The following is a 16581-nucleotide window of genomic DNA, read 5'->3' as shown; positions in this document are numbered from 1 at the left end:
TGCTGGGATGATCACGTGCGGAGTGTGTGGCCCCTGGCGACCGGCGAGCTGACCGGGACGGACCTGGAGGAGATCTACGCCTACCCGGCGGCGCCGGACCGCCCGTGGGTGCAGGTGAACTTCGTCGCGTCCGCCGACGGCGCCGTCGAGATCGGCACCACCTCCGCCGGGCTCTCGCACGCCGCCGACCGCGAGATCTTCCTGCTCGGCCGCGACCTCGCCGACGTCGTCCTGGTCGGGGCCGGCACCGCACGCGCCGAGAACTACCGCGGCGTCGTCCCGAGCCGCAGGCGCCTGGAGCGCCGCCGCCGTCTGGGCTTCACCGGGGTGCCGCCGATCGCCGTCGTCACGCGCACCGCGGACCTCGACCCGGCGTCCCGGCTGTTCACCGAGACCGCCGTGCCCCCGATCGTGGTCACCACCGGCACCGCCGACACGCGCGCGCTGGAGGCCGCCGGCGCGGAGATCCTGCGGGCCGGGCAGGACGACGTCGACCTGCCCCGCGCCCTGGACCTGCTGGCCGGAAAGGGTCTGCGCCGCGTCGCGTGCGAGGGCGGGCCGCAGCTGTTCGCCCGGATGATCGCCGCCGACCTCGTCGACCAGCTGTGCCTGACCGTCGCGCCGCTGCTCGTGGCCGGGACAGCGTCGCGCATCGCCACCGGGATGGCCAGTGTCCCCCGCGAGCTGGCACTGGCCTCGATCCTGGTCGAGGACGGCTTCACGTTCCTGCGCTACCGCCGGGACGCCGGATGACCGACGACGCCGACCTGCTCGCCCGCGCCGCGGGCGGCGACGACACCGCGTTCGGCGCGCTCGTGCGGCGGCACACGCCCCGCATGTACCGCGTCGCGCTGCGGATCACCGGCAGCGCGGCCGAGGCCGAGGACGTCGTGCAGGAGGCCTGGCTGGCCGCGTGGCGCTCGCTCGCCGCCTTCCGGCGGGAGTCCGCGGTGTCGACCTGGCTCTACCGGGTCGTCACCAACAGCGCGCTCGCCGTGCTGCGCCGCCGCCGTCCCACGGTGTCGCTCGACGACCCCACTCCGCAGTCCACAGTGGACAGCGCGTTGCTCGCCGCCGCGGAACCGGGGCCCGAAGGCCGGGTCGTGCGGGCCGAAGAGGTGGACGCAGTGCTGCGCGCGATCGGCAGGCTCGAAGTGTCCCAGCGCGTGCCGCTCGTGCTGCGCGAACTGGAGGGACTCAGCTACGAAGAGGTCGCCGACGTCCTCGACGTCAACGTCAGTGCCTTGCGTTCCCGGCTGCACCGGGCCAGGGTGGCGCTGCTCGCCGAACTGAGGGAGCGGTGATGGCCGAGACCCCCGATCCCGAGCGGGATCCCCGCTGGGACGCCGTGCGCCGGGCGGCCGCCCGCCGGGTGCCGACCCCGCCCGGCCTGGTCGAACGCGTGCTGCGGGCCGTCGCACGCAACCGCCGGACCGCCGTGGAGGTCCCGCTGGAGACGGGACGGCTGAGCGTCACCGAGGCCGTCGTCGTCCGGCTGGCCGAGACGATCGCCGCGGACCGGGCGCCCGACGGCGTGCGGGTGTCGGCCGTCGCGGTCGAGGACGACGTCGTGCAGGTGCTCGTGTCGGTCCGCTTCGGCGTCGTCGCCGAAGCGGCCGCCGAGGCGCTGCGGCGGGAGCTGACCGCCGAGCTGTCCCGCCAGGTCGGCACCGCCACCACGGTGAACGTGCACGTCGTGGACGTCCACCCCGGGTAAGGGTTCCCCCGATCGGGCGACCTTGCGTGAGGGTTTGGCGGTCGCGGGCATCGTAAGGGCGACAAGTCCCGGCGAGAGGAGCCCGCCCGCATGCACCCGGAACGGATAGAGAGCCCCGGCCGCGTCACGCCGCTGACCGAGCAGGGCCCGGCCACCCCGCTGAACGAGGAAGGCGCCGCCGGGCGCACCACCATCGCGTCGCTGGTCGTGCAGAAGGTCGCGGGCCTGGCCGCCCGCGAGGTGACCGGCGTGCACACCCTCGGCGGGGGCGGGGTGTCGCGCGCGATCGGCGCGCTGCGCGAGCGGATCCCCGGCTCCGGCACGGTCACCACCACCGGGGTGTCGGTGGAGGTCGGCGAGAAGCAGACGGCGATCGACCTCGACGTCGTCGTCGAGTACGGCGCCCGCATCGCCGACGTCGCCCGCGCGGTGCGGCGCAACGTCATCACCGCGGTCGAGCAGATCACCGGCCTCGAGGTGATCGAGGTCAACATCGCGGTCAACGACATCTTCCTGCCGGGCGACGACGAGCCCGAAACGAGCCGGGTCGAATGAACCAGTCCAAGGAGGACATGTGAACGCCACGCAGACCGGGCTACTGGCCGGGCTCATCCTCGGCCTCGCCGCGACCCAGGGGTTCACCGCGTTCCTGGTGACACTGGCCGTCGGCATCATCGGCCTGGTCACCGGCCGGGTGCTCGACGGCGAACTCGACCTCGGCGAGCTGTTCGGCAAGGGCCGCGACCGATGAGCCCCGTCCTCGACGTGCCGCGGCAGCTCGCCGAACCGGCCGAGCGCGGCACCCTCACCGTCGGGCACGCGGTGGTGCGCAAGATCGCGCAGCACGCCGCCGACCAGGTGCCCGGGACCGCCCGCGACGGCCGGAAGGGCGCGAAGGCGAAGGTGGGCGGCCTGGACAACGACGTCGACCTCGCGCTCGACCTCGCCCTGCGGTACCCGGCGCCGGTGCGCGCGGTCGTCGGCGACGTGCGGGCGAAGGTCACCGAAGAGGTCGAGCTGCTCACCGGCTACCGCGTGAAGACGCTGGCCGTGACGGTGTCCGCGCTGCTGCCGGACGTCGCGCCGAGGGTGCGGTAGCCGTGCGCCCGTTCGTCCGCATCGTCGCCACCCTGCTCGGCCTGGCGTTCGCGGCCGCCGGGGCCCTGCTGGCCCTGGAGGTCGGCTGGCACTGGGCGCGCCCGGGCGCGGCGCCCCTGGTGGTGCCGTGGCCGCGCTGGCGGGCCGGACTCGCCGCGCTGGGCTGGGACGCCTACGCCGTCCGGATCGGCGCGGGCGTGGTCGCCGCGGCGGGCCTGGTGCTGCTGGTGTGCGCCCTGGCCGCCCGCAGCCGCGCGGTACGGCTGGCCGATCCGGCCGAGGAGGTCAGCGTGGCGACGTCGCCGCGGTCGCTGGCCAGGCTGGTCGGGCTCACCGTGCGCGCAGGACAACGTCGCGGGCGCGACGGTCACCGCGAGCGCCCGCCGGATCCGCGTCCGCGCGAAGAGCACCCTGGAGACCGAAGGCGAGCTGCGGCCACGGCTGCTGCAGACCGTGTCCGCGCTGCTCGACGAGGTCCCGCTGGCCCGGCGGCCGAAGGTCTCGGTCGTCGTCGACTCGCCGAAGGACCGCCGATGAGCAAGCCGATCGCCGCCAAGGCGCTTTCCCGGTCGTACGCGGGCGAACGCACGCTGACGTTCGTCGTCGGGCTGCTGGCTCTGCTCGGCGGCGCACTGGCCGTGGTGGTCGGCTACGGCCTGCTCGGCGAGTTCCGCGGACGGCGGAGCCTGCTGGACCCGATCGCGCTCGACTGGCTGGCCGGGCACGCGACCGCCGCGCGGATCGCCGCCATCGTGCTCGGCGTCCTGCTGTGCGTGCTCGGGCTGTGGCAGGCACTGCGCGCGCTGCGCCCGGAACCGCGGCCGGACCTGGAGCTCGACCGCACCGAGGGTGCCGAGCTGGTGGTCACCGCGGGCGCGATCGCCGGTGCGGTGCAGGCGGACGCCGAACGGCTCGGCGGCGTCACCCGGGCCCGGGTCCGGGCGGTGGGGTCGCGGACTTCTCCGGCGTTGCGCATCACGCTGTGGCTGCGCGAAGGCACGGATCTCAAGGACGTCTGGGCCGGCCTGGACACCGGCGTGCTGACCAGGGCGCGGGAGTCGCTCGGCCTGGCGTCGCTGCCGGCCGCCGTCCGGCTGGAACTCGACACGAGCCCGGCGAAACGCGTGCGCTGAACCGGGATCTTCCGCAGAATGCGGGGCATGGCCCTCCCCCTGCAGCCGCCGCTGAAGCCGATGCTCGCCAAGCCCGCGAAGACCATCCCGGACTCCGGCGGCCTGCTGTTCGAACCGAAGTGGGACGGCTTCCGCTGCGTCGTCTTCCGCGACGGCGACGAGCTGACCCTGCAGTCCCGCGCGGAGAAGCCGCTCAACCGGTACTTCCCGGAGGCGGTCGCGCGGCTGCTGGAGATCCTGCCGCCGCGGGTGGTGCTGGACGGCGAACTCGTCGTCGCGCGCGGCGGGCGGCTCGACTTCGACGCGCTCACCCAGCGGATCCACCCTGCCGAAAGCCGGATCACGCTGCTGGCGGCCGAGCAGCCCGCCGAGTTCGTCGCCTTCGACGTGCTCGCCCTCGGCGACGACGTCCTGCTCGACGAGCCGACGTCGGTACGGCGCGAACGGCTCGTCGAGCTGGCGGGCGAGAAGTTCCCGCTCACCCCGGCCACCACCGACCCGGCCACCGCCCGGCACTGGTTCGAGCTGTTCGAAGGCGCCGGTCTCGACGGCGTCATCGGCAAGCCGCTCGACGAGCCCTACACGCCCGGCAAGCGCGTGATGGTCAAGTACAAGCACCTGCGGACCGCGGACTGCGTGCTGGCCGGGCTGCGCTGGCACGTCGACGGCGGCCCCGGCGAGCTGGTCGGTTCGTTCCTGCTGGGCCTGCACGACGAGCAGGGCGTGCTGCACCACGTCGGCACCGTCGGGTCGTTCCCGAAGGATCGCCGCCGCGAGCTGGCCGCGGAGCTGGCGCCGCTGATCACCGACGGCGAGGACCACCCGTGGGGCGGGCGGGCCACCGGCGAGGCGCAGCGCGTCCCCGGCGGCATCTCGCGCTGGCGGGCCACCGAGCACGAATGGGTGCCGCTGCGGCCCGAGCGCGTCGTCGAGGTCGCCTACGAGAACACCGAAGGCGGGATGCCGTCGCGGTTCCGGCACAACGCGCGGTTCGTGCGGTGGCGGCCCGATCGCGAAGCCGCCTCGTGCGACTACAGCCAGCTCGACGAACCGGCCCGGTACGACCTCGACGCGGTGTTCCGCGGCCAGGTGGTGCGGACCCGCTAACCCGCGTCCCACACCGGCCGTGCGAAGCTCGGCGGTACCCCGACCCTTGATCGACGTGAGGACCCCGCCCGTGCGCCGCCGCCGTTCCCGTCTCCTGGTCGCGCTGCTGGCCCTGGCCTCCGCCGCGGGCTGTGCCGCGGGGCCGTCGGTCCGGCCCCCGCTGGTGGAGAACGACGGGAAGACCACGGCCGCCACGCCGTCCGGCACCCCGGCGGTGCCGCTGCCGCCGCTGGGCGAACCGCAGTCGCCGTCGCTGAAGTGGGCCGACTGCGACGACGACACCCGGCAGCGGATCGGCACCCCCGGCGTCCCGGACAGCCTGCACTTCAGCTGCGCCCGCGTCACCGCGCCGCTCGACGCGCCCGGCGAGCCGCGGCGGTCGGTGGTGCGGCTGCTGGCGCTCAAGGTGGGCACCGGCCCGGTGCCGCTGGTCGTGGTCAACGACGTCGACGGCGATCCCGGCACCGTGTACGCCGCGCGGCTGGCCGCGACGCTGCCGCCTGCGTTCCTGGAGAAGTTCTCGCTGATCGGCGTCGACCGGCGCGGCACCGGGATGTCCGGTGCCGCCCAGTGCGTGCCGCCCGACATCCGGCACGACCTCATCGACGCCGACCCGGCCGAGGGCGGCTTGGGCGACGTGCTGGACGCGGCCCGCAAGGCCGGTCAGCAGTGCGCGATCGAGCTGGACGACTCCCAGACCGCGCTCGACAGCTGGCGCACCGCGGGCGACCTCGACGAGCTGCGCCGCCAGCTGGGCATGGACCGGCTGACCGCGCTCGGCCGCGGCGACGGTTCGAAGGTGCTGGCCGACTACGCGGTCCGGTTCCCCGGCCAGGTCGGGCGCATGGTGCTCGACGGCGTGCCCGACCCCGGCGCGGACACCGCGGCGGTGCTCGACGCCGTCGCCGCAGGCGCGCAGTCCACATTGGACGCCTTCGGCGCGGACTGCGCGGCCCGCCACTGCGCCATGGGCGACCCGAAGGCGGCGCTCGCCGCGCTCACCGACCAGCTGCGGCGCACCCCGCCGTCGACCGACGAAGGCGCCGCCTTCGGCCCGGGCGTCGCGATGTTCGCCGTCTACTCGGGACTCTCGCAGCGGGCACGCTGGCCGGAGCTGGCCGACGCGATCACCGCGGCCCGCGGCGGGAACATCGGGCCGCTGAGCGCGTTCGCCGCCCCGGTGCTGCACGACACGCGGGCCCAGCCGTCGCGCATCGACGTCACGATCGCCACCCGCTGCAACGACAGCCAGACCCGGCTCTCGGCCGACCAGCTCGACCAGGTCGCGGCCGGGATGCGCGCGAAGTACCCGCAGTTCGGCACGGTCGTCGCCCAGCAGCTGGCCTGGTGCGGCCCGTGGCCGGTGCGCACCGAGCCGCTGCCGCCGCCGGGCGCGCCGGGCGCCCCGCCGATCCTGGTGACGGCGACGGCGGCGGACCCGGTGACCCCCCAGGTAGGCAGCACCCGCGCGGCCGACCGCATGCCGTCCGCGGTGACGATCACCTGGCAGGGCGCGGGCCACGGCGCGGTCGGCGCCTCCCCCTGCGTCACCGACGCGGTCCGCGCCTTCCTGGTGGACGGCAAGGTCCCGGCCAACGGAACCCTCTGCCCCGCCTGACCCCGCAACTCACGTGATCCCGCCCGTAACTCACGTGATCAGAGCCGTAACTCGCGTGATCGGGGCCGGAACTCGCGAGTTACGGCTTCAATCACGCGAGATCCGGCTTCAATCACGCGAGTTACGGCTTCAATCACGCGAGATACGGCTTCAATCACGCGGGTTACGTCAGTGGCGGTTGTGGAGGCGGGCGGCCTGGCGGGTCAGGTGGTTGCGCTCGGCCAGGCTCGGGGCCTGGTCCGCCGCCTCGACGTACAGCTTCGCCGCCGTCTCGAGGTCGCCGTCGCGTTCGTGGAGGTATGCCGAGACCGCCGTGTAGCGCGGCACCGAGGCGTCCAGCTCCGCCAGTGCCGCCAGGCCCGCACGCGGCCCGTCCGCTTCGCCGACGGCGACCGCGCGGTTGAGCCGCACGACCGGGCTGCCGGTGAGGCGGACCAGCTCGTCGTACCACTCGACGATCTGGACCCAGTCGGTCTCGCTCTGCTCCGGCGCGTCGGCGTGCAGGGCCGCGATCGCCGCCTGGGCCTGGAACTCGCCCAGCCGGTCGCGGGCCAGCGCCGCCTGCAGGATCTCGACGCCCTCCGCGATCAGCGTGGTGTCCCACCGGGAGCGGTCCTGCTCGGCCAGCGGGACCAGGCTGCCGTCAGCGGCCGTCCGGCTCGCGCGGCGGGCGTGGTGCAGCAGCATCAGCGCGAGCAGCCCCGCCACCTCCGGGTGGTCGTAGGCCGCCGCGAGCTGCCGGGTCAGCCGGATCGCCTCGGCCGCGAGGTCGACGTCGCCGGAGTAGCCCTCGTTGAACACCAGGTACAGCACGCGCAGCACGGTGGCGACGTCGCCGGGCCGGTCGAACCGCACGCCCGACACGGTCTTCTTGGCCCGGCTGATCCGCTGCGCCATGGTCGCCTCGGGCACCAGGTAGGCCTGCGCGATCTGCCTGGTGGTCAGCCCGCCGACCGCCCGCAGCGTGAGCGCGACCGCCGACGACGGCGTCAGCGACGGGTGCGCGCACAGGAAGTACAGCTGGAGCGTGTCGTCCACCGCGGCCGCCGGCCCGGGCGCCACCTCGGCGTCGACGACGTCCTCGCGACGGCGGCGGGCGGCGTCGGCTCTGGTCGCATCGAGGAATTTCCGCCACGCGACGGTGACCAGCCAGCCCTGCGGATCCCGCGGCGGGTCGACGGGCCAGCCGCGGATCGCCTCGACCAGCGCCTCCTGCACGGCGTCCTCGGCCGCCGCGAAATCGGCTCCGCGGCGGACGAGGATCCAGAGCACCTTCGGCGTGAGGCTGCGGAGCAGGACCTCGTCCATCGGCGGCGTCACTCGGTGATGGTCGGCGGCACGCCGTAGAACGGCCGCAGCTCGAGCCACTCGTGGATCGGCTCCCCGCCCGGCCCGGGCGCCGCCGACAGCTCCGCGGCCAGTTCGAGCGCCCGCTCGTAGCTGTCGACGTCGATGACCGTCCAGCCGGCGATGAGGTCCTTGGTCTCCGGGAACGGGCCGTCGGTGACCGGCGGGCGCCCCTCGCCGTCGTAGCGGACCCACGTCCCCTCCGGCGCGAGGGCCTGGTGCTCGACGAACTCGCCGGTCTTCTGCAGCTTGACCGCGAAGTCCTGCATGTACTGGACGTGCGCGGAGATCTCCTCCGGCTTCCACTGGTCGATGGGTGCGTCGCAGTTCGCCGGGGCCGGGGCGCCGCGGTAGTGCTTCAGCAGCAGGTACTTCGCCATCGTCGTTCTCCTCCAGGTCGTCGCGGCCCATTCTGGCCGCAGCCACCCCGGGGACGGAGCCGGTTGCGGGTTCTCGACATCCCGGCGGAGAAAATTTTTACTGGCGGTAGGACTCCACTTCGGAGACCGGGCGGGCCGCGGCTTCGTCGGGGTTCTCGTGGAACTCCGTCTTCGCGCGCCGCTGCCGGAGCAGGTCCCAGCACTGGTCGAGCTGCTGCTCGATCGCCGTGAGCCGGTCGCGGTCGCCGCCGCTCAGTCCCACGCCGACCGAGCGCGACCGCAGCTCGTGCTCCTCCGCGATCAGCTCGTCGATCCGGCCCAGGATCTCGCCGTCGGCCATCGTGTTCCTCCTCGTTCACGGGTACTCGTCCCAGACGCTACCCCGGTCCCGGGAATTCCCGCCGCGCCTGCGTCGTTGACCAGGGCATGAGCACCGTTGAGCTGACCGCCGAGAACTTCGACCAGACGGTAACCGACAACGAGTTCGTCCTGATCGACTTCTGGGCGAGCTGGTGCGGACCGTGCCGCCAGTTCGCGCCGGTCTACGAGAAGGCCTCCGAAAAGCACGAGGACATCGTCTTCGGGAGCGTCGACACCGAAGCGCAGCAGCAGCTCGCCGCCGCCTTCGACGTCCGCTCCATCCCGACACTGGCCATCATCCGGGACAAGACCCTGATCTACGCCCAGCCCGGCGCGCTGCCCGAAGCCGCCCTCGAAGACCTGATCCGGCAGGCCCGCGAGGTCGACATGGACGAGGTCAAGCGCAAGGCCGCCGAAGCCGAGGCCGAGCAGGCCTGAGCCCGAAGTCCGTGAAGGCCTCCTCACCGGCCGCAAGAGCCGGTGAGGAGGCCTTCACGGCGTTTCAGGACCGGGTCGCCAGCCCGCGCAGGAAGAACGCCAGGTTGGCGGGGCGCTCGGCCAGGCGGCGCATGAAGTAGCCGTACCACTCGTCGCCGTAGGGCACGTAGACGCGCATCCGGGCGCCCGAGGCCGCGATCCGCCGCTGCTCCTCCGGGCGGATGCCGTAGAGCATCTGGAACTCGTGGTCGTCGTCGGTGCGGCCGTGCTCCTCCGCCAGCGCGGCGGCGATCTCGATCATCCGCGGGTCGTGCGAGGCCACCATCGGGTACCCCTGGCCCGCCATCAGGACCCGCAGGCAGCGGACGTAGGACTTGTCCACTTCGGACTTGTCCGCGAACGCCACCGATTCGGGCTCGGCATACGCGCCCTTGCACAGCCGCACCCGCGAGCCCGGACCGGCCAGGTCGTGGCAGTCCTGTTCGGTACGCCGCAGGTAGGCCTGCAGAACCGCCCCGACCCACGGGTACTCGGCGCGCAGTTCCTTCAGGATGCCGAGCGTCGAATCCGTGGTGGTGTGGTCCTCCATGTCCAGCGTCACGGTGGCCCCGACCGCCTCGGCGGCCGCGCAGATCTTCCGCGCGTTCTCCAGCGCGACGTCCTCGCCCTCCGACGGCAGGAACTGCCCGACCGCCGACAGCTTCACCGAGACGTCGGCGCCCTCGGCGAGGCCTTCCGCGGCCAGCGCGGTCAGCACCGCCTCGTAGGCCCGGACGGTCGCCGCGGCCTGCGCCGCGTCGGTGGTGTCCTCGCCCAGGTGGTCGAGGGTGATCCGCAGCCCGTCGGCGGCCAGTTCCCTGGCCACGCGGACGGCGTCGGCGGTCTCGGACCCGGCGACGAACCGCCGCACCACGGATCGCGTGGCGGGCACGGCTTCCACCAGGGCCCGCATCCGCCGCGACCGGGCGGCGGCGAGCAACGGGGCACGCAGCATGACAGACCTCCTCAGCCCTGGTGCGGGTAACGGACGCTGGTCGGCGGCACGAACGTCTCCTTGACCGAGCGGGGGCTCGTCCAGCGGAGCAGGTTGAAGATCGAGCCCGCCTTGTCGTTGGTGCCCGAGGCACGCCCGCCGCCGAACGGCTGCTGGCCGACGACGGCGCCGGTCGGCTTGTCGTTGACGTAGAAGTTGCCGGCGGTGAACTTCAGCGCCTCGGACGCCTTCGCGACGGCGAGGCGGTCGTTGGCGATGACCGCGCCGGTCAGCGCGTACGCGGCGGTCTCGTCGATCAGCTTCAGGACGTCGTCGAAGCCGCCGTCCTCGTAGACGTACACCGACAGGATCGGGCCGAAGTACTCGGTCGTGAAGATCTCGTGCTTCGGGTTGTCCGACACGAGGATCGTCGGCTGCACGAAGTAGCCGACGCTGTCGTCGGCGGTGCCGCCGGTCAGGACCTCAACGGAGGCGTCGTTCTTCACCCGGTCGAACAGCTCGGAGTGCTTGGTGAACGCCCGCCGGTCGATCACCGCGCCGCCGAAGTGCGACAGGTCGGTGACGTCGCCGTAGGTCAGGGCCTCGGTCTCGGCGACCAGGCCGTCCTTCAGCTCGTTCCAGACGCTGCGCGGGATGTACGCGCGCGAAGCGGCGGAGCACTTCTGGCCCTGGTACTCGAAGGCGCCGCGGACCAGGGCCGTGCGGAGCACGTCGAGGTCGGCGGAGGGGTGCGCGAGGACGAAGTCCTTGCCGCCGGTCTCGCCGACCAGCCGCGGGTAGCTGCGGTAGCCCGCGATGTTCGCGCCGACCGTGCCCCACAGGTGCTGGAAGGTCGCGGTCGAGCCGGTGAAGTGGATGCCTGCCAGGTCGCGGTGGGTCAGGGCGACCTCGGAGACGGCCTTGCCGTCACCCGGCAGCAGGTTGATCACGCCCGGCGGCATGCCCGCCTCTTCCAGCAGCCGCATGGTCAGGTGCGCGGCGAACGACTGTGTCGGCGACGGCTTCCACAGCACGGTGTTGCCCATCAGCGCGGGCGCGGTCGGCAGGTTGCCGGCGATCGCGGTGAAGTTGAACGGCGTGATCGCGTAGACGAAGCCTTCCAGGGGCCGGTGCTCCATCCGGTTCCACATGCCCGGCGAGCTGATCGGCTGCTCGGCGAGGATGCGGCGGCCGAACTCGACGTTGAAGCGCCAGAAGTCGGCCAGCTCGCAGGCGGAGTCGATCTCGGCCTGGGTGGCGGTCTTGGACTGGCCGAGCATGGTGGCGGCGTTGAGCGTGGCGCGCCACTTGCCGGTCAGCAGGTCGGCGGCGCGCAGCAGGATGGCGGCGCGGTCGTCATAGGACAGCGAGCGCCACTCCGGCGCGGCCTTGGCGGCGGCCTCGATGGCGTCGGCCGCGTCCTGCTGCGTCGCGCTGTGGATGGTGCCGAGCACGTGCGCGTGGTGGTGCGGCTGGACGACGTCGATCTTCTCGCCGCCGCCGGGGCGCTGCTCGCCGCCGATGGTGACGGTCAGGTCGACCGGTTCCGCCTGGCCCAGCCGCTTGAGCGCACCCTCGAGTTCGGCGCGCTCAGCGCTGCCCGGCGCGTAGGTGAGCACCGGCTCGTTCGTCGGGGCGGGGGTCTGGGTCACGGCGTCCACGGCGGCTCCTTCGCTGGTGACGTACGTCTGGATGCCCCGAACGGTAACTCCGGACACACTCCGGCGGCTTGTCCGATCGGCTAAAATCGCCCGCATGATCTTGTCGGTCCGGACAACCCCGCGGTGACGTCGCTGCGGCACGTGCTGGCCACCCTCGGCGAGCCGCTCGTCGAGGTCGTCGTGGCGCCGCACGGTCTGGGCGTCCCGGTCACCGACGTCGTGATCCTCGATCCCGAGGACCCGCTGGAGGCCTCCCCCGGCGACCTGGTGCTGGTGATCGGCGCGCGTGGCCGGGCGGCGGCCCCGGCGATCCGCGCGGCCGGGCGCGGCGGGGCGGCCGCGGTGGCGGTCAAGGGCGCGACGGGCGCCGACGTCGCCGCCGACGCGGGCGTCGCACTGCTGACCGTCGGCGCCGAGGCGCGCTGGGAGCAGGTCGAGTCGCTGGCCCGCGGGGTCGTCGAGGCGGCGCGCGCGGGCGGCGAGGCGGCCAGCGGCGAGGTGCTCGGCGACCTGTTCGCGCTGGCCCAGACGATCGCGACGCTCACCGGCGGCCTGGTCAGCATCGAGGACACGGCCAACCGCGTGCTCGCGTACTCGCGGGCGGGCGACGAGGTCGACGAGCTGCGGCGGCTGTCGATCCTCGGCCGCGAAGGCCCGGAACGCTACCTCGCGATGCTCCGCGAATGGGGCGTCTACCAGCGGCTGCGCGCCGGCGAGGGGATCGTCCGCATCGACGAGCGCCCGGAGCTGGGCATCCGGCGGCGCATCGCGGCGGGCATCCACGCGGGCAAGCAGCCGCTCGGCACGATCTGGGTCCAGGAGGGTGCCCAGCCGCTGACCGAACGGGCCGAGCTGGCGCTGCTCGGCGCGAGCCGCACGCTCGCGCCGCAGCTGATCCGCGCCCGCACGCTGCCGAGCCCGGAGCTGCGCCTGCGCGAAGACCTCCTGGCGAGCCTGCTGGAAGGCCGGCTGGACGCGGAGTCCGTTGCCGACGACATCGGCGCCGACCCGGCACGCCCGGCGCAGGTCCTGGCGTTTTCCTTGGAGCGTTCGGACAACCGGCAGCTGAGGCGTGCGGAGCTGGTACACCTGATCGCCGTGCACACGGCGGCCTACCGGCGCAGCGCGCTGGTGAGCGTGATCGGCGGCCGCGTGTACGCGCTGCTGCCGGACCTGCCCGAGCATTCGGACGCGGCGGTGCTGGCGCTGGCCCGCGAGATCACGGCCACGGCCCGCCGTCACCTGGACGTCCCGGTCCGCGCGGCCCTCGGCGGCGTGGTGCCCCGCCTGTCGGAGGCGGCGGCCTCCCGCGGCGACGCCGACCGCGTCCTGGCGGCGATGGCCCGCGGGAACTGGGCCGCCGACGTCGCGTCGCTGGCCGACGTCCGCGCGGAGGTGCTGCTGTCGGAGGTGCTGGCGTTCCTGGGCGACCGGCCCCGCATCCGCGACCCGCGTCTGACGGCACTGGCCGAGCACGACGCGGCCCACGGCGGCATCCTGGTCCCGGCGGTCCTGGCGTGGCTCGACGCGTTCGGCGACGTCCGTGCAGCGGCCCAGGCGCTGAACCTCCACCCGAACACGGTCCGCTACCGCGTCCGGCGCGCGGCGGAAATGTCCGGAGTGGACTTCCGGGACCCGGCCCAGCGGCTGTTAACTCAGCTGCAGCTGCGGTTGTGATCCTGCTAGCTTCGGCCGGTGGATCTCTTCTCGCGCACGTGGGCGGCGTTGCGCGCCGCAGTCGCCAATCTTCCGGATGAGGCATTCGGGCAACCGTCCGGCTGCCGCGGCTGGCTGGTCCGGGACCTGGTGTGCCACCTGGTGATCGACGCACAGGACGTGCTGATCACGCTGGTGACGCCGGCGGAAGCCGAGCCGACCCACGACGCGGTGTCGTACTGGTCGGTCGGTTCCACCCCGCCGACGGGCGAAGACCCGCTGGACGCACTGATCGTCCGCCTGGCGGCGGCGTACGAGGACCCGGCACTGCTGAAGTTCCACCTCGACGACGTGGGCTCGGCGGCAGGCCGGGCGGCGGACCTGGCGGACCCGGGCCTGCGGGTCTCGACCCAGGAAATGGTCCTCACAGCGGGCGACTACCTGTCGGCGTACGTGCTGGAGTGGACGTTGCACCACCTGGACCTGGTGGCCCACCTCCCCGCGGCCGAGCCACCCCCGCCGGAGGGCCTGGCGCGGACCCGGTCGATGCTGGAGAAGATCGCGGGAGAGAAGTTCCCGGCATCGTTCTCGGACACGGACGTGCTGCTGGTGGCGACCGGACGGCGGGAGCCGACGGAGGCGGAGAAGGCGGAGCTGGGCGCCCTGGCGGCACGGTTGCCGTTCGTGCTCGGGTGATCGCCTGGCTCAACGGGACGTTCGGCGCGGGCAAGACGACGACCGCGCGCGAACTGGCCGCGCTGCTCGGCGCCCGCACGTTCGACACGGAGTTCGTCGGCTACCTGCTGCGCACGGCGTTCCCCGAGCCGGCGGGCGACTTCCAGCACCTGCCGCTGTGGCGGCCGCTGGTCGTGGAGAACACCGCGCGGGTGCACGAGCACGCGGGCCCGCTCGTCGTCCCGCAGACGCTCCTCGTCGAGGCGTATGCGCGGGAAATCTTCGGCGGGCTCGCCGGACGCGGCGTCCCGGTCGCGCACTTCGTGCTGCACGCGGAGCCGGCCGAGCTGCGCCGCCGCATCGAGGACTCCGCCGACACGCAGGCTCGCCAGTGGCGGCTCGACCACCTCGAGCGCTACGCCGAAGCCCTGCCGTGGCTGCGCCGCTCGGCGATGTTCGTGGACACGACGGCGAAGTCCCCGGCCGAGGTGGCCACGGAGATCGCCGCGCGGTTGGGGCAGGGCGCCCTGCCCCAACCGTTTCCGGCTAGGCCTTCACCAGGCTGAACCGGCGCCGCTCGACGTCGATGGACTCGATGCGGACCGGCAGCCGCGTTCCGGCTGCCGGCACCGGGTTGGTCACCAGTAGACCCTCGATTCCGTCCGCGACCTCGACGAACGCGCCGAACGGCAGCACACGGGCCACGACGCCGTCGAGCACTCCGCCTTCGGCGTGGGCCGTGACGAACTCCGACCAGGGGGACATGCGATTCACCTCCTTCCCGCGCACGTTCCGATTCCGGAGCGAGAACGCGGGGAAAGCGGCGGGCCACGGGCCCGCCCGGAGGTCACGGCACAGCCGGGAAACCCGTCTGCTCACGGCTCGAGGCCGACCCGGCAGTCACAGCGGCAATTTTACCACCGGAAACATTTCGACGCGATATCCCGATATCGGGAAACGAAATCACGCGGAAATGCGCAGACCCGCCAGCTCGGCAAGCGCGGCGAAGGAATCGAGGCGCGCGGACTGGTCATAGGTGGCCGTCGTGACAAGGACTTCGTCGGCGGCCGCGGCCGTGACCAAACCGCCCAGGCGGTCCGCCACCTCCGCGGGCGTTCCCCAGATCTGGCCGTCCAGGGTTTCCTCCAGCCTCTGACGCTCGCGGTCGGTCATCGGCAGGGCGAGGATCTCCGCGGGCGGCGCGAGTGGCGGGAAAACGCCGTGGGAGCGCGAATACACCGTCGCCCACGCCTCCGGCACCAGCAGCCGCCGCGCGTCCGCCGCCGAGTCCGCCACCGCGATCGCCGTCGACACCACGACATACGGCTCGCGCGCCCACTCCGACGGCCGGAATCCTTCGCGGTAGCGCGTCACGGCTTCGACGAGCGCCTGCCGCCCGCGCACCGGCGCGATCACCAGCGGCAGCCCCAGTTCCGCGGCCAGGTCGGCGCCGGACCCGGTAGCCAGCAGGAACGGCGACACGCGCAGCCCTTCGGCCGGCTGGGCGTGCACGCCACGGTAAGCGTGTTCCCCGGTGAAGAACCCGAGCAGTTCACGCACCTGCGCGCCGAAGTCGGCGGCGGCTTCCCTGCCCTGTCCCAGTGCGGCGCGGACGCCCGCGGTGAACCCGACCGACCGGCCGAGTCCCATGTCGATCCGGCCGGGGTGAAGCGCTTCCAGGACACCGAACTGCTCGGCGACGACCATCGGCCGGTGGTTCGGCAGCATCACCCCGCCGGTGCCGACGCGGATGCGCGCCGTCGCCCCGGCGACGGCGGCGGCCAGCACGGTCGGCGCGGAGCCGGCGATCCCGGGCACGCTGTGGTGTTCGGACACCCAGAACCGGTGGTAGCCCAGCCGTTCGACGTCGGCGGCGAAGGCCACGGTGTCCCGCAGCGCCCGCGCGGCCCCGCCGTCCCGCCGGACGGGCGAGCGATCGAGCACGGAGAACTTCACACGCGGTGCAACGCCCGGCGCGGACGGAGATTCCCGTCAGGGACGCCAGCGTTCGCTGTACTCCGGGTGGTCGGCGTAGGGCAGGGCCAGCAGGCGCAGCGTGAGGCACCAGTTGGAGCCGGCCTCGTCGGCGGGCACGTGGCAGGTCTCACACCAGTATTCGCTGCCGTAGAGCGGAAAACCGGGGACCTTCTCCGACACCGTGGTGCGGTGGGCGAGCAGGATGCGCCGGGTGGCCTCGACTTCGTTGATCATCTGGTTGACCACGTCGAGCTCGAGATCGGACAGCCCGCGGATCCGCTGCTCGACGAGAACCTTCGTCTCCCCGCGGTTCATCGGCTCGCCGGCCTTCGCCTTGTTGACGGCCTGCATGATCAACGCCTGCCGCGCGCCCACGCGCGCGGCAAGGAATGCGATCAGGTCGTCCACGAAGGACCTCCCTCCTCGAACCCGCTCCCGGCC

General features: G+C 73.3%; 21 protein-coding genes and 1 pseudogene. 14 read left to right on the top strand and 8 right to left on the bottom strand.

What is annotated here, in order from left to right; translation table 11 throughout:
* Positions 1 to 15: 15 nt before the first annotated feature.
* The 10 genes and pseudogenes from ABJI51_RS01145 to ABJI51_RS01100 all read left to right on the top strand — a co-directional run bounded on the left by ABJI51_RS01145 (position 16) and on the right by ABJI51_RS01100 (position 6673).
* Positions 16 to 753: a pyrimidine reductase family protein gene (locus ABJI51_RS01145; RefSeq protein ID WP_348946958.1), complete on the top strand. Its 738-nt coding sequence runs from the start codon at positions 16 to 18 to the stop codon at positions 751 to 753.
* Complete coding sequence (locus ABJI51_RS01140) at positions 750 to 1304, top strand: RNA polymerase sigma factor (protein ID WP_348946957.1); 555 nt, start codon at positions 750 to 752, stop codon at positions 1302 to 1304. Before ABJI51_RS01145 ends, ABJI51_RS01140 begins: the two co-directional genes overlap by 4 nt.
* The gene (locus ABJI51_RS01135) at positions 1304 to 1717 is read left to right on the top strand and encodes a hypothetical protein (protein ID WP_348946956.1); all 414 of its coding nucleotides are present in this window, start codon (positions 1304 to 1306) and stop codon (positions 1715 to 1717) included. The genes ABJI51_RS01140 and ABJI51_RS01135 overlap by 1 nt, the downstream gene beginning before the upstream one ends.
* A 90-nt stretch (positions 1718 to 1807) precedes the next feature.
* On the top strand, positions 1808 to 2272 hold the full coding sequence (locus ABJI51_RS01130; protein ID WP_348946955.1) for an Asp23/Gls24 family envelope stress response protein: 465 nt from the start codon (positions 1808 to 1810) through the stop codon (positions 2270 to 2272).
* Positions 2273 to 2291: 19 nt separating this feature from the next.
* Positions 2292 to 2468, top strand: coding sequence for a hypothetical protein (locus ABJI51_RS01125; protein ID WP_348946954.1), 177 nt, complete (start codon positions 2292 to 2294; stop codon positions 2466 to 2468).
* Complete coding sequence (locus ABJI51_RS01120) at positions 2465 to 2815, top strand: Asp23/Gls24 family envelope stress response protein (protein WP_348946952.1); 351 nt, start codon at positions 2465 to 2467, stop codon at positions 2813 to 2815. Before ABJI51_RS01125 ends, ABJI51_RS01120 begins: the two co-directional genes overlap by 4 nt.
* Before the next feature lie 2 nt (positions 2816 to 2817).
* Positions 2818 to 3352 (top strand): annotated as a pseudogene (locus ABJI51_RS01115) (DUF6286 domain-containing protein).
* The gene (locus tag ABJI51_RS01110) at positions 3349 to 3948 is read left to right on the top strand and encodes an Asp23/Gls24 family envelope stress response protein (RefSeq protein WP_348946951.1); all 600 of its coding nucleotides are present in this window, start codon (positions 3349 to 3351) and stop codon (positions 3946 to 3948) included. The pseudogene ABJI51_RS01115 and the gene ABJI51_RS01110 overlap by 4 nt, the downstream one beginning before the upstream one ends.
* Before the next feature lie 27 nt (positions 3949 to 3975).
* Positions 3976 to 5055, top strand: coding sequence for an ATP-dependent DNA ligase (locus ABJI51_RS01105; protein ID WP_348946950.1), 1080 nt, complete (start codon positions 3976 to 3978; stop codon positions 5053 to 5055).
* Between the two features lie 70 nt (positions 5056 to 5125).
* Positions 5126 to 6673, top strand: coding sequence for an alpha/beta hydrolase (locus ABJI51_RS01100; RefSeq protein ID WP_348947653.1), 1548 nt, complete (start codon positions 5126 to 5128; stop codon positions 6671 to 6673).
* Positions 6674 to 6841: 168 nt separating this feature from the next.
* On the opposite strand, the gene ABJI51_RS01095 is transcribed toward ABJI51_RS01100, so the two are convergent.
* The 3 genes from ABJI51_RS01095 to ABJI51_RS01085 all read right to left on the bottom strand — a co-directional run bounded on the left by ABJI51_RS01095 (position 6842) and on the right by ABJI51_RS01085 (position 8740).
* On the bottom strand, positions 6842 to 7981 hold the full coding sequence (locus ABJI51_RS01095; protein WP_348947652.1) for an RNA polymerase sigma factor: 1140 nt from the start codon (positions 7979 to 7981) through the stop codon (positions 6842 to 6844).
* Positions 7982 to 7989: 8 nt separating this feature from the next.
* Positions 7990 to 8400 (bottom strand): YciI family protein, encoded by a 411-nt coding sequence (locus ABJI51_RS01090; protein WP_348946949.1) that lies wholly within the window; start codon positions 8398 to 8400, stop codon positions 7990 to 7992.
* A 97-nt stretch (positions 8401 to 8497) separates the two neighbouring features.
* The gene (locus ABJI51_RS01085) at positions 8498 to 8740 is read right to left on the bottom strand and encodes a DUF2630 family protein (RefSeq protein ID WP_348946948.1); all 243 of its coding nucleotides are present in this window, start codon (positions 8738 to 8740) and stop codon (positions 8498 to 8500) included.
* A gap of 86 nt (positions 8741 to 8826) precedes the next feature.
* On the opposite strand from ABJI51_RS01085, the gene trxA reads away from it, so the two are divergent.
* Positions 8827 to 9198: a thioredoxin gene (trxA, locus tag ABJI51_RS01080; RefSeq protein ID WP_348946947.1), complete on the top strand. Its 372-nt coding sequence runs from the start codon at positions 8827 to 8829 to the stop codon at positions 9196 to 9198.
* Between the two features lie 64 nt (positions 9199 to 9262).
* On the opposite strand, the gene ABJI51_RS01075 is transcribed toward trxA, so the two are convergent.
* On the bottom strand, positions 9263 to 10192 hold the full coding sequence (locus ABJI51_RS01075) for a proline dehydrogenase family protein (protein ID WP_348946946.1): 930 nt from the start codon (positions 10190 to 10192) through the stop codon (positions 9263 to 9265).
* An 11-nt stretch (positions 10193 to 10203) separates the two neighbouring features.
* The gene (pruA, locus tag ABJI51_RS01070) at positions 10204 to 11832 is read right to left on the bottom strand and encodes an L-glutamate gamma-semialdehyde dehydrogenase (protein WP_348946945.1); all 1629 of its coding nucleotides are present in this window, start codon (positions 11830 to 11832) and stop codon (positions 10204 to 10206) included.
* 123 nt (positions 11833 to 11955) lie between these two features.
* Here pruA and ABJI51_RS01065 point away from each other — a divergent pair, with 123 nt between their 5' ends.
* The 3 genes from ABJI51_RS01065 to ABJI51_RS01055 are packed head-to-tail and all read left to right on the top strand — an operon-like array spanning position 11956 to position 14729.
* Positions 11956 to 13509: a PucR family transcriptional regulator gene (locus ABJI51_RS01065; RefSeq protein WP_348946944.1), complete on the top strand. Its 1554-nt coding sequence runs from the start codon at positions 11956 to 11958 to the stop codon at positions 13507 to 13509.
* A gap of 18 nt (positions 13510 to 13527) precedes the next feature.
* Positions 13528 to 14184, top strand: a complete 657-nt coding sequence (locus ABJI51_RS01060) for a maleylpyruvate isomerase N-terminal domain-containing protein (protein WP_348946943.1) — start codon at positions 13528 to 13530, stop codon at positions 14182 to 14184.
* On the top strand, positions 14181 to 14729 hold the full coding sequence (locus ABJI51_RS01055) for an AAA family ATPase (RefSeq protein ID WP_348946942.1): 549 nt from the start codon (positions 14181 to 14183) through the stop codon (positions 14727 to 14729). Before ABJI51_RS01060 ends, ABJI51_RS01055 begins: the two co-directional genes overlap by 4 nt.
* Here ABJI51_RS01055 and ABJI51_RS01050 read toward each other — a convergent pair.
* The 3 genes from ABJI51_RS01050 to ABJI51_RS01040 form a co-directional block, all read right to left on the bottom strand.
* Positions 14710 to 14928: a S1 RNA-binding domain-containing protein gene (locus tag ABJI51_RS01050; RefSeq protein WP_348946941.1), complete on the bottom strand. Its 219-nt coding sequence runs from the start codon at positions 14926 to 14928 to the stop codon at positions 14710 to 14712. The two genes, ABJI51_RS01055 and ABJI51_RS01050, sit on opposite strands and share 20 nt — an antisense overlap.
* 198 nt (positions 14929 to 15126) lie before the next feature.
* Entirely contained in the window at positions 15127 to 16107 is a 981-nt protein-coding gene (locus ABJI51_RS01045) for an MsnO8 family LLM class oxidoreductase (protein ID WP_348946940.1), read from the bottom strand.
* Between the two features lie 48 nt (positions 16108 to 16155).
* A complete protein-coding gene (locus tag ABJI51_RS01040; protein WP_348946939.1) occupies positions 16156 to 16548 on the bottom strand; it encodes a DUF6221 family protein in 393 nt (130 codons plus the stop codon).
* Positions 16549 to 16581 lie beyond the last annotated feature (33 nt).

The organism is Amycolatopsis melonis (assembly GCF_040064235.1).
Classification (GTDB): domain Bacteria; phylum Actinomycetota; class Actinomycetes; order Mycobacteriales; family Pseudonocardiaceae; genus Amycolatopsis; species Amycolatopsis melonis.
The sequence above is the reverse complement of the archived record's forward strand: the minus strand, read 5'-3'. Positions and strand labels throughout refer to the sequence as shown.

Excerpts from the sequence above, each read along its gene's own strand:
- ABJI51_RS01140 (WP_348946957.1), top strand. The coding sequence starts at position 750 with ATGACCGACGACGCCGACCTGCTCGCCCGCGCCGCGGGCGGCGACGAC.
- ABJI51_RS01135 (WP_348946956.1), top strand. The coding sequence starts at position 1,304 with ATGGCCGAGACCCCCGATCCCGAGCGGGATCCCCGCTGGGACGCCGTG.
- ABJI51_RS01130 (WP_348946955.1), top strand. The coding sequence starts at position 1,808 with ATGCACCCGGAACGGATAGAGAGCCCCGGCCGCGTCACGCCGCTGACC.
- ABJI51_RS01120 (WP_348946952.1), top strand. The coding sequence starts at position 2,465 with ATGAGCCCCGTCCTCGACGTGCCGCGGCAGCTCGCCGAACCGGCCGAG.
- ABJI51_RS01110 (WP_348946951.1), top strand. The coding sequence starts at position 3,349 with ATGAGCAAGCCGATCGCCGCCAAGGCGCTTTCCCGGTCGTACGCGGGC.
- ABJI51_RS01105 (WP_348946950.1), top strand. The coding sequence starts at position 3,976 with ATGGCCCTCCCCCTGCAGCCGCCGCTGAAGCCGATGCTCGCCAAGCCC.
- ABJI51_RS01095 (WP_348947652.1), bottom strand. The coding sequence starts at position 7,981 with ATGGACGAGGTCCTGCTCCGCAGCCTCACGCCGAAGGTGCTCTGGATC.
- ABJI51_RS01090 (WP_348946949.1), bottom strand. The coding sequence starts at position 8,400 with ATGGCGAAGTACCTGCTGCTGAAGCACTACCGCGGCGCCCCGGCCCCG.
- ABJI51_RS01085 (WP_348946948.1), bottom strand. The coding sequence starts at position 8,740 with ATGGCCGACGGCGAGATCCTGGGCCGGATCGACGAGCTGATCGCGGAG.
- trxA (WP_348946947.1), top strand. The coding sequence starts at position 8,827 with ATGAGCACCGTTGAGCTGACCGCCGAGAACTTCGACCAGACGGTAACC.
- ABJI51_RS01075 (WP_348946946.1), bottom strand. The coding sequence starts at position 10,192 with ATGCTGCGTGCCCCGTTGCTCGCCGCCGCCCGGTCGCGGCGGATGCGG.
- ABJI51_RS01050 (WP_348946941.1), bottom strand. The coding sequence starts at position 14,928 with ATGTCCCCCTGGTCGGAGTTCGTCACGGCCCACGCCGAAGGCGGAGTG.